Source organism: Sulfurovum sp. UBA12169 (assembly GCA_002742845.1).
Classification (GTDB): Bacteria; Campylobacterota; Campylobacteria; order Campylobacterales; family Sulfurovaceae; genus Sulfurovum.
This window is the reverse complement of record DLUH01000001.1, coordinates 92,203-109,048: the sequence shown is the minus strand read 5'-3', so window position 1 is coordinate 109,048 and position 16,846 is coordinate 92,203. Positions and strand designations below refer to the sequence as shown.

Genomic DNA, 16,846 nt, shown 5'->3' with positions numbered 1-16,846 from the left:
TTTACCCTCTTTTTTTATAGTATCTCTCTATTGCCTTTCGCATTGGGTTCGCTGAGTATACCCATCGCTTCAAGCTGCTCAATAATATTGGCTGATCTATTATAGCCTATTTGCAATTTGCGCTGCAAATAAGAGATAGACGTTTTATTGTCTGTCAAAATCACATTTTTTGCTTCTTCAAAAAGCGGGTCCAATTCCATATCGGCATTTTTCCCCTCAGAAGAGGCCCCTCCTGTAACTAAAAAACTTTCATCGTATTGCGGAACACGCTGCTCCTTAAGAAACTCAACAACTTCTTCTATCTCCTCTTCAGTGTTCCATGGTGCATGAATGCGCACAAGACCTACTGCTCCCGGGGGTGTAAAAAGCCCGTCTCCCCGCCCCAGCAAACTTTCCGCGCCCATCGTATCCAGGATGACTTTTGAGTCAATACGCTGTCCTACCCTGTAGCTCAGCCTTGAAGGCAGGTTGGCTTTAATGAGCCCGGTAACTACGTCCACACTGGGCCTTTGCGTGGCGACGATCAAGTGAATCCCGCATGCTCTTGCCATTTGGGCAAGTCTGGCAATGGAATACTCCACCTCCTTGCCTCCGTTCATCATCAAATCTGCCAACTCGTCTATCACTACTACGATAAACGGAAACGGATCGGCAGAACCGTCCTGTTTTACTTTTTCATTGTAATTATCGATATTTTTGGTGCGGTTCTTTGCCATCAGCTTATAACGGCGTTCCATTTCTCCCACCATGTTCGACAGGGCCGCAATGGCTTTTTTTGCCTCTGTAATCACAGGCGTAATAAGATGAGGAATATCGTTATAGATAGAAAACTCAAGCATTTTGGGATCTATAAGCATCAGCTTTAACTGATCGGGATCGTTTCTGTAGAGCAAAGAAAGTATCATTGCATTAATACCTACAGATTTACCCGAACCTGTTGTGCCGGCGATCAGCAAATGGGGCAATTTTTTAATATCCGTAATAAAAGGTTTCCCTACAATATCTTTACCCAAAGCCACCGTTAGAGGAGAGCTTGATTCTCTAAAAAGGTCGCTTTCAAGTATTTCACGCAAATAAATCGTTTCTATCGTGTCATTTGGTATCTCGATACCCACCACATCTCGACCCGGAATAGGCGCCTGTATGCGTATCGTTTCAGCACTAAGCGCCATGGCAAGATCATCTTGAAGGTTGAGTATTTTGGAAACTTTAACATTGGGAGCAGGCTTAAACTCAAAAGTAGTAACCAGCGGTCCGCTATACGTACGCACCACGTCTCCGTCTACATTAAACTGCTTAAGCTTAGAAAGCAAATCTTCTATTTTTCTGTCTATCTCGGCCTCATTGATTTTTTTGGTTGTCTTGGGTGCTTTTTGTAAAAAATCCAGCTTTGGCAATTTAAAGTTTTTTGGTTTGGCTACTGCGCCTTTTTCTATCTGTTCTAAAAGTTTTGAGTTTTCTTCCAGTTCTTCTACTCTTTGAACATGTGTGTTTTTAAGTTGCAAATCATGAAGTAATGAGTCTTCTTTTGCTGCTCGTTCGTCAACCACAAGATCATCTATCGGATGTATAGGTATTTTTTTGACCTCTTTCATGAAATGGTCTTCTTTTTTAAGAGGCATCTGAGAAATTCTTTGATTCTCAGAAGAAAACTGGAGTCTCTTTTGCGCTGTTTTGTCTTTTTTTTGTTCCAGAGGAGGCATCATGTCATTTTCCAAAGGCGGCGACGCAAAAGGATTGGTAAATAGCTTTCTAAAAAATACTTTTATTTTTTGCAAACTGTTTTGCAATCCCCGCCATATAGGTTTAAACGAAAATCGATGCAATTTTAAATCTCCGGGACTAAAATCATCATCCAGGATAAAAACCAAAGAGAGTGCTGTTATCATTAGCCACGAAAGCCACAATCCTGCTTTACCGATAAATGGCTGCAAAAACTCTACAATCTGTGTTCCGATATAGCCTGCCTCTTTGGATTCAACTATCAAAGATTGCAAAAAAATCAATCCTATAAAAAAGAGCAGCCATCCGAGATAAAAATCAATTTCTTTGAGCTTGCGAGAATCAGTAAAAAGCTTATACAGGGGATAAAAAAGTATTAAAATATTGATATAGGCCAAATACCCAAATAAAAAAACATTGACATCCCCGACCTTTTTTCCTATATTTCCAACCAATGCACTGTCATGAAATAACGTTGAAAACGCACCATAAATAAAAAGGACAGCAGTTATAATCAGTGTAATCTTCACGTGTACTCCCATATTAATAAATAATAAATGTATTATAACAAATTAAGATAAGTTGCCCTAGCCAAAGTATCAAATTGTCATAAAAATAAAAATTAGGCTGTTTTCTAAACATATTTTAAGAAAAAACATGTAGAATTCCGTTTACATTTTCAAAATGTATCTGCCTCGGTGGTGAAATTGGTAGACACGCCAGACTCAAAATCTGGTAAGCTTGCTTGTGTCGGTTCGAGTCCGACCCGGGGTACCATCCAATAAAATGTTTTTAATAAAGTAAAAAATTATGTTTAACCTGTATCGGCTTTAATAGCCAGATCACGGACTGATTGTATTTCATTGTTTAATAATCAGAAAACAACCAACAGATAACATTTGGTTTACCAAATAAACGGCGCGGGAGTAGCTCAGTTGGCTAGAGCGTCAGCCTTCCAAGCTGAGGGTCGCGGGTTCGAGTCCCGTCTCCCGCTCCACTTTTATTTTATTATTACGTTAGTTGCGGGCGTAGCTCAGGGGTAGAGCATAACCTTGCCAAGGTTAGGGTCGACGGTTCGAATCCGTTCGCCCGCTCCATTGATACTATTTATATTCATTTCTCATTCAAAAAACTAAATCAAACTTTCTTTTGCTATAATTCCCACAACAAAAAATAAGGCATTTTATGAAACTTGTAATAGCAATTACCGGTGCTAGCGGTGTTGATATGGGTAAAAAGTTTATCAACTGTTTGCCTCAGGACATCGAGGCACATGTAGTCGTTTCAGACAATGCCCTCACTGTAGAGTCGTTTGAAAACACGAAAGTTACTCTGCATCAAAACAACAACATTGCAGCATCCATTTCAAGCGGTTCATTTAAAGTGGATGCAACGGCCATCATTCCGTGCAGCATGAATACTCTGGCCAAAATAGCATGCGGCATCAGCGACAATCTTGCAACAAGAGTAGCTGCAGTTGCGCTTAAAGAACAAAAAAAGCTGCTGCTTGCTCCCAGAGAAATGCCCTTTTCCGCTATTGCATTAGAAAATATGCATAAGTTGGCTTCTTTGGGCGTTATTATCGCTCCGCCGGTGATAGGATACTACTCCGATTCGAGCACCCTTGAAGAGATGGAGCGCTTCATTATTGGAAAATGGTACGATGCGCTAGGCATTGATAACAGTTTATATAAAAGATGGGGAACACCATGAATACTTTTAGACGAGCAATCTATCCGGGAACATTTGATCCTGTCACCAATGGACATTTGGATATCCTAAGAAGAGCATGCAAAATGTTTGATGAAATTATCATTGCAGTAGCAGAAAGTGAAACTAAAAATCCTATGTTCAGCCTAGAACAGCGTATTGAAATGGCAAAAGCCGTCACCAAAATATTTCCTAAAGTAAAAGTGATCGGCTTCAACGGTCTGCTCGTTACCCTCTCTGACAATCTGGATGCCAATATTATCATCAGAGGATTGCGAGCGGTGAGCGACTTTGAGTATGAGCTGCAGATGGGATATGCCAATGCATCTCTTAAAAAAGATCTGGAGACCATCTATCTTATGCCTAGTCTCGAACATGCTTTTGTGAGCTCTTCTGTCGTGCGATCCATTTTGCATTTTGATGGAAAAATAGACCATCTTTTACCTCCGGAGGTCTACAAAATGATCCAAGGATATAAAAAATAATGTACATTTTGTTTGAAGGCATAGATACATGCGGTAAAACTACGCAAATTGAATTGATAGCCAAAAACCATCCTGAGGTAATCATCACAAAAGAGCCCGGCGGAACCTCATTTGGCAAAAAAGCCAGAGAGATATTGCTTAACGATTCACTTTCTTCCAAGCGAGCCGAACTTTTACTTTTTTTGGCAGACCGTGCTGAACATTATGAAGAGATTATCAAACCAAACAAAGACAAACTTATACTTTCTGACAGAGGTTTTCTCTCCGGTATAGGCTATGCCCTTGCCAATAGCGATTTTGACTTTGATCTGCTTGTCTCACTTAATAAATTTGCACTTCAAGATCACCTGCCCGATAAAGTGATATTGTTTTTGACAGATATGGAGACACTCAAAAAGAGAATATCACAAAAAAGTCTAGACGGTATAGAGTTAAGGGGCTTGGAATATTTGCTTCACGTACAAGAGCAGATGAAAAAAAGTCTTATCAAACTTAGCATCCCTCATCTTTTTGTGGATGCAACCCAATCCATAGACACCATACATACCCAAATAAACAACTTTTTAAGGAATACACTATGATCAATCCGCTTCGGGGCATGAAAGACCTTACTTTTGAAGAAAGCCGACGCCATGTACACATTCTTGATACTGCGGTAGATATTGCTAAAAGATACGGCTATAGCTATATAGAGACTCCTATTCTTGAAGAAACTGCGCTTTTCAAACGGTCCGTTGGCAACAGTTCTGATATTGTCAATAAAGAGATGTATCAATTTGAAGACAAAGGCGGATACGATGTCTGTATGCGCCCCGAAGGAACCGCCGGCGTAGCCCGAGCTTTCATCAGCGACAAACTTGACCGTCAGCCGGTCAAACAAAAATTCTACTATCACGGACCAATGTTTCGCTATGAAAGACCGCAAAAAGGACGTTTGAGAGAATTTCACCAATTTGGGTGCGAGAGTTTTGGAGAGGCATCGGTCTATGAAGATTTTACAATCATTGTGATGATAAGTCAAATCTTTGATGCTTTGGGCATCGGTTTTGATCTTCAAATAAACTCATTGGGCTGCACGGTATGTATGCCTCCCTATAAACAAAATCTTGTATCTTTTTTAACCGATATCAAAGAGGATCTTTGTGAAGATTGCAACAGACGCATAGACACCAATCCAATCCGTGTACTCGATTGCAAAAACAAGACATGCCAATTGCTTCTTAGCAATTCTCAAAAACTGATAGACAACCTTTGTGATGAGTGCGAGAACGACTTTAAAAAACTCACTATCTTGCTGGATCAGGCAGGCATTCATTACACAATAGATACCAATCTTGTAAGAGGATTGGACTATTACAATAAAACAGCATTCGAATTTGTAAGCAGCGAAATCGGATCGCAATCAGCCATTGCAGGCGGAGGGCGCTACGATCGACTTGTGGAGTTTCTTGATGGCAAACCCACTCCGGCAGTAGGTTTTGCCATCGGCATAGAGCGCATCATGGAGCTGGTAAAAATGCCGGAAACTGCACGTGAAGGCATCTATCTTGGTGCAATGAGTGATGACGCCATAGAACCGCTCCTCACCCTTGCCGCCCGAAAAAGACTGGAAACAAAAGTAACAATCGAATATAATGCAAAAGGCTTCAAGAGCCATATGAAAGGCGCAGATAAAGCTGAAGCCAGATATGTTGCGCTTATAGGAGAAGATGAATTCAAGAATGGCACCATCTGGGTCAAGGATATAGAAAGCCAAGAAGAAAAAATAGTTCCTTTGGAAACGTTTTAACTCTCCGCTTTTTTACTTTAAAGAACTCTTTCAAAAGTTCTTTTATGAAAAGAAAAATATATTTCCGCACTACCTCTCAAGCCAGGACACCAAATCCACACCTAGCTGATTGAGCGCTTTATTGGTGGCATCCGTATACCCTTTGGCATCTGTCGTTACTGTAGGAACCGCATAACCAAAGCGTCTGCTTTTAACCAATTTTCCGGAATCAGCATCAATAAGTGAAAAGTGAATTGAAACCACTGCCTCTGACACATCGCCTCTTACGCGATGCGAAAAGGCAAAAATAGTACTCTCCAGCCTGAAATCTTCGCGGACAGTTGAAGCAAAAGAGAGCACTGCGCCAAAGAGTCCGCTTTGCTGCAGTGTTTCAATAAAAGCACCTTGGAGTAATTGTCCTATATTGTTTGACCACCGGGCATTTTGATAACTTCCCTGTTCGCTGTCACTATAGGAAAAATTCATTTCTTGACCTATTTTCTCTTTAATGCTTTGGGGGTAGATCACTTTAACTGTTTTTTCTTTTAGTGAACTGCCGTGGGCTTTTATGGGGGCACCTATACTAAGAGTATAAATTTTCAAAGGGGGTTCTTTAATACTGCATCCCTGGAGCAATAAAACTATCGCCATCCATGACGTATTTTTAAAACTTAGCATTTGACATCTCCTCTTTGCTGAATTTTATTTCTTGTCATTCTCCGGGCCCCTTTCTTTGTTTTCTGGCTTTAAACAAGACGTCACTTGGACTTTGTTTTAACTGCTGTGCCAAATCATTGATCTGTGAAGAAAGTATCTGCACGTCCACCAATGCAGGCTCAAGAATATTTTTGATATTGTAGTCCCCTCTGTCTAGACTTTTTTCTGCCTTGGATATCAGCCTGTCAAGCCCTCTTGTAGTGACGGTAAGCTCTTCTAGAAGCGGATTGGCCCTATCTTTTATGGAGGCAAAATCTTTTGTTGCCCCCTCAAAAGAGTGCGTTGCGTCTTTCATGGAAACTCTCAGCTCTTGAAGTGTTTCATCCAATTGCGCCAAAGAGCCAATCGCTTTGATTTCCAACTCTTCACCGCGAGATGTTATTTTTTCTATATGGCCCAAGGTATTTTCAAAGGCTTGTATGTTTTTATCTGAAATGAGTTTTTTCGTTTGTATCAGAAATGCGTTTAAACTATCGGCAATCTCGCCCAGGCTTTCACTAACCCTTGAAACGTAGGAGGTTTTTGTTTGAATAAAAGGGATATATGTTTTGCTCGGCTGTAATGTCTTTGCGGTATTCGTTCCTCCGTCAATTTCGATCGACAAAAGTCCTGTGACTCCAAACATCTGTGTATGGGCCACCATATCCTCTTTGATGGGTGTGCCTTTTTTAATCTCCAAAAAGATTTCAACCGCTTCTATATTTTGAGGATTAATGCGGATTGTCTGCACCCTTCCGACATCTACCCCGCGAATTTTTACACTCGCATCTTCTGAAAGCCCTGAGACAGACTCTTTAATCTCTATTTTATAGATATCATACTCGTCCTGCAAACCCCACTTTGCGAGCCAAAAAGCAAACCATATCATGCCCGCTCCAAAGACCAATACAAAAATACCTACAACCATATAGTTTATTTTGTTATACATTTTTAATTTTGTCCTTGAATCTTTCTTTGGTGTATTTATTTTTGAAAAATGCCTCTACGAAAGGATGTTGTGATTGTAACACATTTTCAAGCCTGCCTTCTGCAACCACCTGCTTATCAGCCAGAACTGCCATCCTGTCAACAATTGTAAATATACTTTCTAGATCATGAGTAATCATTACCACCGTTATCCCTAGCAAATCCCGCAAATTAACAATCAGCTGATCAAAATTACGGGCGCCTATAGGATCCAGTCCTGAAGTAGGCTCATCTAAAAAAAGCAGTTTTGGCTCCATCGCCAAAGCACGTGCAAGCGCTGCTCTTTTTATCATCCCTCCGCTTAATTCGGATGGATATAATCCCCCCACATAGGCATCAAGTCCGACAAGATCCAGCTTTGAATAAATCAACTTATCTCTCATCTTTTTTGAAACATCGGTATACTCTTTGAGTTGAATCTCAATGTTTTCAGCGATCGTCAGCGAAGAAAATAGTGCGCCAAACTGAAAAAGCACCCCCCATTTTTTTCTTAGCTCTTGCGCCCTTTTTGCATTGATACTCTGAAGATTTTCCCCCAAAACATACATTTCTCCTTCTGTGGGCTCCAAGAGCATAATCATTTCTTTCATTAAGACAGATTTTCCAGAACCGCTTTCTCCTAAAATAGCATATATCTCATTTTCATTAATATGTAAATTTACGCCATCATGAATGGTTCTGTTGCCAAATCGTGTCACAATACCCTTTGCTTCAATTACACTCATAGATCAAGTTCCGTATAGATCACAGAAAAAAGTGCATCAAAAGCGATCACAAGAAAAATCGAATTTACCACGCTCTGCGTCGTATGCAATCCGATACTCTCTGTGTTTTCAGAAACCTGAAGCCCCCTAAAACTGCCTACCGCCGCAATAAGAAAAGCAAAAACAGGCCCTTTTATCATCCCTAAAATATAATGCTTAACCGCAACCACCTCCTGAGTACGGGCGATAAATTGATCGACAGAAATACCCAATTGCATTTTTGAAGCAACTATACCTCCAAGAATTCCCATTATATCAGCAAAAAAGATAAGCAGCGGCAATGCGATCATCAAAGCATAAATGCGAGGAAGCACCAAAAAATGGTACGGATCAAATCCCATCGTTCGCATCGCAGCTATCTCTTCGGTAATTTTCATGGCGCCTATCTCTGCGGTATAGGATGAACCGCTGCGCCCCGCGATCACAATGGCAGTGATCATCGGACCCAATTCTCTTGCAATGGACAAACCTACTGTATCAACGATAAAAATATCAGCGCCGAATTTGGCCAACTGAACAGATCCCTGATAGGCAATAACCATCCCCACCAAAAATGCGGTTAGGGAAACGATCACAAGCGCTGTAAAGCCGGAGTGATAGATATGATACACTGTTTCTTTGAAACGTATGCTTTTGGGATGAAGAACGTTATGAAGCATGGCCATAAAAAGCTCTCCCGAAAAATTAACAAACTCCTTAAAGTCGTTATAACGTTCCACGGCTTTTTTGCCTATATTTTCAATCCGGTTTTTTCGGGCAACCGGTATCGTCTCTTTTGATTTATACTCTGCTTTCAAGAGGCTATACATCTCTTTTTGCACAGAGGTATAGCCCGCAATCTCAACTTTTGTTTTTGCTGCAAAATAGGAAAAATATTCTATAAATAAAAGCATTCCCGCACTGTCAAACTCATCAATCAGCGAAACATCCCAAATAATTTTTTTATCACAGGGTATTTGGCGCAGCAAATTTTCTATTTTCTTCACGCTTTGAAGCATCCACTTGTCTTTTGAGATAAGCTTAATATAATCAGGATAAACTTCTAAAAAAAGATATTTTTCATTCATGATTAGATTATATTAAAGTTAATATTAAGTTTGGATATAATTGCATCTTAACAGTTAAACGAAGGCAGGTAAACATGAAACAATTTGGCTTGAATATTTGGGGTAATGATAATTTTATCATCAAAAACAATACGATAAATATCAATTATGCAAGCAAACCTTCTCTTTTGGAGATCGCCCAGGATATACGCGACAAAGGATACAAAGGCCCTCTTTTGCTTCGTTTTCCGCATCTGATAGAAAAACAGATTTCTACCCTTTTTACCGCTTTTGAAAAAGCCAAAAAAACATTTGGATATCAAGGAAAATTTCAAGCAGTTTTTCCGCTGAAAGTCAATCAATTCCCCAATTTTGTCCATGCGCTGATGGATGTTTCCCAAAAATACAATTACGGATTGGAAGCAGGAAGCAAGGCGGAACTTATCATTGCCATGAGCAAAACTCCCATTGGAGCACCTATTACGGTTAACGGATTTAAAGACAAGGAGATGATAGCGCTTTGTTTTATTGCTGCAAAAATGGGGCACAATATCACAGTGACGATCGAAGGTATCGGCGAACTTCAAACCATCATACAAGTCAATACGGAATTTAATGAAGATGTAGAAAATCCTATTCTTCCGAAAATAGGCGTACGGATACGGCTGCACAGCTCCGGTATTGGAATCTGGGCAAAAAGCGGAGGCTACAGTTCTAAATTTGGATTAACTTCCACTGAACTTTTGGAAGCCTATGAACTGCTTAAAAAACATAATCTTTTGACACATTTATCGATGATACACTTTCATATCGGTTCACAAATGAGTGACATCTCACCCCTCAAGAAGGCACTCAGAGAAGCAGGAAACATTTATGCGGATCTCAAAAAACGCGGTGCGGATGCACTATGTGCGATCAATATCGGCGGCGGACTTGCAGTAGAATACAGCCAGCACGCGCACAACAGAGACAGAAACTACTCTTTGGATGAATTCGCCAATGACGTAATTTATCTGATGCAAGAGATCGCCAAAAGCAGAGGAGTTGATGAACCTGATATTTTTACTGAATCCGGACGGTATGTTGCAGCTTCCCATGCTATACTTATCACTCCTGTGTTAGAACTTTTTTCTCAAGAATACCATGAAAAAAATCTTCGCCTCAAAGAGAACAATCCGCCGCTTATTCAAGAGCTTTACGATCTCTTCAGCTCGCTTACACGCGACAATGCCAGAGAGTATCTGCACGATGCCCTTGATCATATGGAGAGCCTCCTTACGCTGTTTGATTTGGGATATATTGACCTCGAAGACCGCTCAAATACAGAAATTTTAGTCAACCTTATCATCAAAAAATCGATTGCATTGCTTAAAAATGAAGATACAAACGAACTCAAAAGATTGCAAAACCGCATTCAGGAAAAATATCTCGTAAATTTTTCAGCGTTTCAGTCACTGCCTGATTTCTGGGGTCTCAAACAGCATTTTCCCATTATGCCTATAGACCATTTGGATGTCAGACCCACCAATCCTGCAAGCATATGGGATATTACGTGCGATAGTGACGGCGAAATCGATTTTAATCCTGATTTGCCTCTTTACCTGCACGATATTGACGTCAGCCAAGAAGAATATTTCCTTGCATTCTTTTTAACGGGTGCCTACCAAGAGGTTTTAGGAATGAAACACAATCTCTTTACCCATCCCACAGAAGCAGTAATTACCTTTGATGAAAAAGGGCATTATGCTGTCAACAATCTTATTGACGCACAAAACCTCATGGACGTATTGGATGACTTGGATTACGACACCAACATTGTGGATAAAGCACTCAAGTACAAAATCGAAGAATCAGAACATATCAGCAAAGAAGAAAAGAGAGAGCTTTTGGGAAAACTTTATCTTTATTTAAGTGAAAACAGCTATCTTAAAACCATTCAAGCCATTAGCGAAAATGATTAAGGAAGAACATTGAATCCATTGCGTCTGATCAAGGAGGATTTTGCAACGGTCAAAAAAAATGATCCTGCCCTCCATTCTACTTTTGAACTTTTTTTTAACTATCCTGGGCTTTGGGCACTCTTGTTTCATCGGATTGCCCACTGGCTGTATCAAAAAGAATTACGGTTTGTACCCCGTCTGATTTCGGCGCTAGGATTGTTTTTAACCACAATCGATATACATCCTGCAGCTTCTATAGGGCGCAGGGTTTTTATTGATCATGGTGTGGGAGTTGTCATTGGCGAAACAACTATTATTGAGGATGATGTGCTTATCTATCAACAAGTGACACTGGGCGGGGTAAGTCTTGAAAAAGGAAAAAGGCACCCTACGATTGAAAAAGGTGTTGTGATCGGTGCAGGAGCAAAAGTACTTGGCAATATCACCATCGGCGCAAACTCCAAAGTAGGCGCAAACTCGGTTGTCGTTAAAAATGTGCCTGCTGATTCTACGGCGGTGGGTATTCCCGCTCGTGTACTCAAACGCGGATTTGACAAAAACCCGCTCAGCCACAATAAGATTCCGGATGTCCATAAAGAGATTTTCGAATATCTTATCAAGCGTATTGAAGTATTGGAAGAAGCATTGCAAACAGGGGATTCCAAACATATCAAAGATAAAGACCATACCCTTGATGAAATTTATGATAATTTCATTCATTCTATGGATTAAAGAGATTCTCTATCCTTTTATATTAGCGAATTTAAGTTATAATTTTAATATTAGTCACATTCTATATATACAAGGTTTTTCATGCTATCTAAACGCATCAAATCATTATCGCCTTCATTGACCATCGCTGTTGCTTCACTTGCAAGGGATCTTAAAGCCCAAGGCAAAGATATTTTAAGTTTTTCGGCGGGAGAGCCGGATTTTGAAACCCCTTTGCTCATCAAAGAAGAAGCGATCAAGGCGATCAATGAAGGGTTTACGCGATATACCGCCGTAGCAGGCATTCCGGAGCTCTTAAAGGCAGTAAGCGGTAAACTAAAAAGAGAAAACGGATTAGACTATGCCCCTTCTGATATTATTGTCAGCAATGGAGCCAAACAGTCTTTATTTAATTTATTTCAGGCCACAATTGATCCCGGAGATGAAGTGATCATTCCTTCCCCTTATTGGGTGACCTATCCTGAACTTGTAATCTATTCAGAAGGTGTTCCTGTTATTGTTGAAACTGATGAAAAAAGCGGATTTAAAATGACTGCAGAGCAATTGAAAGCTGTGATTACCCCTCGGACCAAAATGGTCGTCTTAACTTCACCATCCAACCCTACAGGTTCGGTTTATTCAAAATCAGAACTTGAAGCTCTGGCGGAAGTTCTCAAGGGTACAAATATTATCGTAGCGAGCGATGAAATGTATGAAAAATTGCTTTACGGTATTGACTTTGTGGCTGCTGCAAGTATCAGTGAAGATATGTACCAAAGAACCGTTACCATCAATGGTCTGAGCAAATCAGTTGCGATGACGGGTTGGCGCTTTGGATACCTTGCGACTCCCAACAAAGAGCTTATTGCTGCTATGGACAAACTGCAAAGCCAAAGCACATCCAATATCAATTCTGTCACGCAAAAAGCAGCCATTGTTGCACTTACCGGTCAGGTAGATGAGGAGATTGAAACTATGAGAAAAGCCTTTGAAAACAGAGCGGAAGAGGCAGTAAGGCTTTTCAATGAAATTGACGGTCTTTCCGTACTAAAACCACAAGGTGCATTTTATCTTTTTGTCAACATCAAAGATATTTCCAACGATTCCATTACGTTCTGCAAAGAGTTATTGCAAGCTACGGGTGTCGCTGTGGTTCCGGGGATCGGGTTTGGAAGCGAAGGCTATTTTAGATTTTCATTTGCTACAGACATAACAACCATTCGTGAAGGCATCCGCCGCATAGAAAAATTTGTTAAACAGAAACGGTCTGTATAGGTCTTTATTTTTATCAGCATAAAGAGTATAATTTTTATATTTTTTGCAAAGAAAGGGATAGCATATGAAGAATTTTTATAAACTTTCTGTGCTTTTTCTTCTGCTCTCTTCTCTCTCTTGCGCCAAACCAAAAGAGATCGATGTTTCTATCGTGATCAGCGGCGGCGTCAGCTTAGGAGCTTATCAGGCGGGATACAACTGGGCTACGATCAGATTGCTTCACGCAGCACACCACAACAGTACCATTGTCCGGCCTCATTTGCGATCAGTAGCAGGCGCTTCTGCGGGCTCTATTAATGCGCTTTTGACCGCTATGTATTGGTGCCAGGAAGAAAGCATTCCCTATAAAAACAGCGTTGATGACAATCTCTTTTACGATACATGGGTTGACTTGGGACTGGAAGACCTTATCATAGAGGGAAAAGATCCGGTCAACAAAAGTACCCTCTTCTCAAGAAAAAAACTGCAAGAAAAAGCAGACAAGATCATTGAACACCTCAACAAACCCATTTACAGATCGGGCTGTGAAATACCGCTGGGCATCTCTGTCACCAAAGTAACGCCTATCATAGAAAAACTTCAAGGCATTCAAATTAAAAATCAAAATTTCTCTATTCCGCTTACGCTCAAAACAGATCACAAAAAAGCAAGTATACACAACAAAAAAATGCCTGCCAGTACAGATTTTTATCTTTCTGTCCCTGAAATAGAGAGAGAAAAAGAGAAAATCATCGATGTGCTTTTTGCTTCTTCTGCATTTCCGGGCGCATTCCAGCAGGTAAAGCTTGAGTATGACTATCAAGGAAAACAAGATTCCGATTACTTTATAGATGGAGCCACATACGACAACATCCCTTTGCAGCTCAGTATTGAACTCAATAAAAAATCGAAGTATTTTATTTATATGGATCCTAGCAACACAAGAAAACAACCCAAAGAACAAAAACAAGCCGAAGAAAAGTTTCCCATGGGATTTTTTAATGCCAATGCTATGCCCCTGCTCAATAGTTTAGAGATATTTCAATCGATGAAACTCTATCAGGCACTCCATCTCTACTTCAAAGACAGCTCTTCAAGAGTACTTGTTTTGTCCTCCAGACATCATCCGTTGGCAGGGAAATTTTTAGAGCATTTTGGCGCTTTTTTGGATAAAAATTTTCGTATCTATGACTATTACGTAGGTGTATATGATGGCATTTATCATCTTGCTGAGACCATGAAGAAAAATGGGTATTATCCCAACCTCACACAGATTGAACTTATGGATCAATTTAAAAAAAGTCTTGGTATAAACGAAAATCCCGAAGCGCTGGCTGCATACAATCTTTTTTTGGAAACAGAGTTCTATAGCAAGCATCCAAAAACGAACAATAAATTCACTGCTATTTACAATGCTTTCGATATCAAGAAGAGCGATTCAGTGCGCTACACACTCGATGAGTTTAAAAAGTTTCTTATTAGGCTGGATGCGAAATACCTTATGCCGGATAAAAAGTCGTTCCTTGGTTATGCCAAGAAAGATATTGACCAATGGTATAAGCAGCCGTTAAGAACGATTATCGGACGCATCACTACACTTGAAAACGAACGGGCTGAAGTGTACCCGGAATCAAGCTCCGTGGCCAAAGTAACAAGTATTGCCGCATGGGCAGGAAGCACGTTTGTCAAGGAGAAAGACGGATTTGACATTCTTCCCCTTAACGCTCCGGAGGATAAAGACAAGAAAGCTCTTAGAACTGCTCTAAGGCTCCTTCCCAATGAGATGGCAACCGATGTTAAAAACGGGGGTATCTCTTTGGGGTATAATGCCTATTGGTATAAAAATCTCATGATCATCAACGGGTTTGAAGCGAAAGCTGCTTACAGTTTCAATGACGGTATATCGGATTTTCTGCGCATTGACCTCAGCACCTTTAAAGAATATGATGATTTCATAAAGTTCGGCGCAGGAGTCACACTGTTTGGAGATATGGAAGGAGAGTTCTTTGACCCCGATACGGCTTATGGGTTCAATACCTATATTGACCTTATAGATATATTCAGGTTTACTTACGTCAGAAGATATGGCGATCCGGCACGAAACGACTATTTCTATTTTGGAGTAGAAAACATTCCAAGCCTGTTATATTGGCTTAATCGCTAGAGTATAAACGGAAAACATACCGGAAGAAGCGCGGCTACTTCTTTTTCGTCATTCTTTCCATTGCGTACCATATGATTCCAATGATACCAAAGACGATCACCGGCATCATCCAAGGGTTTGCTTTGATCTTATCAAAAAACGCCATAAACATTTCACCCGAATAATAACTTCCCGCACCAATCACCGATACAAACACAATCGAAGCGAATATATTAAAAAAGACAAACTTTTTAAAATCATATTTAGCCAGCGCCATCGAAAGGGGTATAAGGGTTTTAATGCCATAAATAAATTTTTGAATAAAGATTGCCAAAATTCCGTATTTGCGCATGATGAGCGTTGCTAAAGCAATTTTGCGTTTGTGTTTTGCAAAATAGGGGCGTACTTGTTTTTTTTGGTATTTTCCAAGATAGAAAAGAAAATTATCTCCCATAAAATTGGACACGGCGGCGACCGCCAAGGCTGTTGCCAAATCCATTTTCCCCAAATAGGATAAAATGCCCGCGGCAGCAACGACCACCAAAGATCCCCCGAAAGAGAAAAATGCGATAGCCAAATAGCCCCATGTCTCTAGTGACGTTAATGTACTTTCCAAACCATTCTCCTTCTAAAACAATACACGAATCATACCCAAAATATGCTATAGTTCCTCTCATGATTGACACACTACTCTCGCTCATCTTTGTGTATGTTTTTATTTTTCTTGGATACCTTGCAAAACGCATATTTAAAGAAGAGATGAATCCCAGGACGCTTACACTCTTTTCTGTCTATTTTCTCCAGCCATTCGTAACAGTGTGGGGCTTTAGTACTGCCAAGCTTCACGCTGAACATATTTTTGTACCCTTAATGTATCTGGGGATCATTTTTGCACTATTGATTCCCTCTTTGCTTATTGCCAAAATGCTTTTTGCTGACGCCAAAGAGAGAGCCATTTTTTCTATTGCGGGATTTGTCGGCAACACAGGAAATATCGGCATTCCTCTTGGGATAGCTCTTTTTGGCGAACAAAGCGTTATCTATACAACACTCATCAATATTGCTAATGTTTTTGTCGTCTATGTCATAGGGGTCTATGTTTACTCAAGAGGTTCTTTTAGCATCAAAAAGTCACTTTTGAACATTGTTAAAATTCCTATTATTCCGGCCTCATTGGTAGCTTTTATCATCAATATTTACGACATACCCCTAAGTTCATCTCTCCAGGAATTTTTTAAAATGGGCGCTTATGCGGGTATCGTACTTCAACTTTTTCTACTGGGCACATTTTTGTACGGCATTCGTCTCCAGGAACTTCGTCCCAAACTTTTTATTGGAACGATTTCGCAAAAATTCATTATCATTCCTTCTGCTGCAGCACTCCTTTTGAGCTTTACCTCTCTTTCGCCTTTTGTGCAGGGCATAATCTTTATGGAGATGATGGTGCCTATAGCCATCGCCAATATCAATCTGGCCTCCCTTTATGACTGTCGTCCCAAAGAGGTCACTTCGCTTATACTTTTAAGCACTTTACTCTTTATTCCTTTACTTTTTGTGTTAAGCTATGTTATAAATTTCTACTATTTATGATAAAATTGAACTTAAATTTTATTCTGTTTT

At 40.2% G+C, this 16,846-nt stretch carries 15 protein-coding genes and 3 tRNA genes; 12 read left to right on the top strand and 6 right to left on the bottom strand.

The features are described from left to right. Nucleotides 1-14: 14 nt before the first annotated feature. On the bottom strand, nt 15-2,252 hold the full coding sequence (locus CFH81_00630; protein ID DAB40844.1) for a cell division protein FtsK: 2,238 nt from the start codon (nt 2,250-2,252) through the stop codon (nt 15-17). Between the two features lie 162 nt (nt 2,253-2,414). On the opposite strand from CFH81_00630, the gene CFH81_00625 reads away from it, so the two are divergent. The 7 genes from CFH81_00625 to CFH81_00595 all read left to right on the top strand — a co-directional run bounded on the left by CFH81_00625 (nt 2,415) and on the right by CFH81_00595 (nt 5,706). Beyond that, a tRNA-Leu gene (locus CFH81_00625) sits at nt 2,415-2,499 on the top strand. Nucleotides 2,500-2,642: 143 nt separating this feature from the next. After that, nucleotides 2,643-2,719: transfer RNA gene (locus tag CFH81_00620), tRNA-Gly, on the top strand. Between the two features lie 25 nt (nt 2,720-2,744). Further along, nucleotides 2,745-2,819 (top strand) — tRNA-Gly (locus tag CFH81_00615). An 88-nt stretch (nt 2,820-2,907) separates the two neighbouring features. Further along, nucleotides 2,908-3,435 (top strand): 3-octaprenyl-4-hydroxybenzoate carboxy-lyase, encoded by a 528-nt coding sequence (locus CFH81_00610; protein DAB40843.1) that lies wholly within the window; start codon nt 2,908-2,910, stop codon nt 3,433-3,435. After that, entirely contained in the window at nt 3,432-3,917 is a 486-nt protein-coding gene (locus CFH81_00605; GenBank protein ID DAB40842.1) for a pantetheine-phosphate adenylyltransferase, read from the top strand. The genes CFH81_00610 and CFH81_00605 overlap by 4 nt, the downstream gene beginning before the upstream one ends. Next, nucleotides 3,917-4,498 (top strand): dTMP kinase, encoded by a 582-nt coding sequence (locus CFH81_00600; GenBank protein DAB40841.1) that lies wholly within the window; start codon nt 3,917-3,919, stop codon nt 4,496-4,498. The genes CFH81_00605 and CFH81_00600 overlap by 1 nt, the downstream gene beginning before the upstream one ends. After that, the gene (locus tag CFH81_00595) at nt 4,495-5,706 is read left to right on the top strand and encodes a histidine--tRNA ligase (GenBank protein DAB40840.1); all 1,212 of its coding nucleotides are present in this window, start codon (nt 4,495-4,497) and stop codon (nt 5,704-5,706) included. Before CFH81_00600 ends, CFH81_00595 begins: the two co-directional genes overlap by 4 nt. Before the next feature lie 69 nt (nt 5,707-5,775). Here the strand turns inward: CFH81_00595 and CFH81_00590 are convergent, their stop codons facing one another. From CFH81_00590 to CFH81_00575, 4 genes are read right to left on the bottom strand one after another with little or no spacing between them, the layout of a single operon-like run. Then, nucleotides 5,776-6,363 carry a hypothetical protein gene (locus CFH81_00590; GenBank protein DAB40839.1) on the bottom strand — a complete coding sequence of 196 codons (588 nt, stop codon included), beginning with the start codon at nt 6,361-6,363 and terminating at the stop codon, nt 5,776-5,778. Nucleotides 6,364-6,397: 34 nt separating this feature from the next. Beyond that, complete coding sequence (locus tag CFH81_00585) at nt 6,398-7,330, bottom strand: ABC transporter substrate-binding protein (protein DAB40838.1); 933 nt, start codon at nt 7,328-7,330, stop codon at nt 6,398-6,400. After that, entirely contained in the window at nt 7,323-8,093 is a 771-nt protein-coding gene (locus CFH81_00580; protein ID DAB40837.1) for a sulfate ABC transporter ATP-binding protein, read from the bottom strand. Before CFH81_00580 ends, CFH81_00585 begins: the two co-directional genes overlap by 8 nt. Continuing rightward, a complete protein-coding gene (locus CFH81_00575; protein DAB40836.1) occupies nt 8,090-9,199 on the bottom strand; it encodes an ABC transporter permease in 1,110 nt (369 codons plus the stop codon). Before CFH81_00575 ends, CFH81_00580 begins: the two co-directional genes overlap by 4 nt. Before the next feature lie 74 nt (nt 9,200-9,273). Between CFH81_00575 and CFH81_00570 the strand changes: the two genes are divergently transcribed. The 4 genes from CFH81_00570 to CFH81_00555 all read left to right on the top strand — a co-directional run bounded on the left by CFH81_00570 (nt 9,274) and on the right by CFH81_00555 (nt 15,247). After that, nucleotides 9,274-11,139: an arginine decarboxylase gene (locus tag CFH81_00570; GenBank protein ID DAB40835.1), complete on the top strand. Its 1,866-nt coding sequence runs from the start codon at nt 9,274-9,276 to the stop codon at nt 11,137-11,139. A gap of 9 nt (nt 11,140-11,148) precedes the next feature. After that, complete coding sequence (gene cysE, locus CFH81_00565) at nt 11,149-11,850, top strand: serine O-acetyltransferase (GenBank protein DAB40834.1); 702 nt, start codon at nt 11,149-11,151, stop codon at nt 11,848-11,850. 81 nt (nt 11,851-11,931) lie between these two features. Continuing rightward, the gene (locus CFH81_00560; protein DAB40833.1) at nt 11,932-13,104 is read left to right on the top strand and encodes an aspartate aminotransferase; all 1,173 of its coding nucleotides are present in this window, start codon (nt 11,932-11,934) and stop codon (nt 13,102-13,104) included. A 64-nt stretch (nt 13,105-13,168) separates the two neighbouring features. Further along, entirely contained in the window at nt 13,169-15,247 is a 2,079-nt protein-coding gene (locus CFH81_00555; protein ID DAB40832.1) for a hypothetical protein, read from the top strand. A 34-nt stretch (nt 15,248-15,281) separates the two neighbouring features. Here the strand turns inward: CFH81_00555 and CFH81_00550 are convergent, their stop codons facing one another. Next, the gene (locus tag CFH81_00550; protein DAB40831.1) at nt 15,282-15,842 is read right to left on the bottom strand and encodes a hypothetical protein; all 561 of its coding nucleotides are present in this window, start codon (nt 15,840-15,842) and stop codon (nt 15,282-15,284) included. Between CFH81_00550 and CFH81_00545 the strand changes: the two genes are divergently transcribed. Beyond that, nucleotides 15,830-16,816 (top strand): transporter, encoded by a 987-nt coding sequence (locus CFH81_00545; GenBank protein DAB40830.1) that lies wholly within the window; start codon nt 15,830-15,832, stop codon nt 16,814-16,816. The genes CFH81_00550 and CFH81_00545 overlap by 13 nt on opposite strands. Nucleotides 16,817-16,846 lie beyond the last annotated feature (30 nt).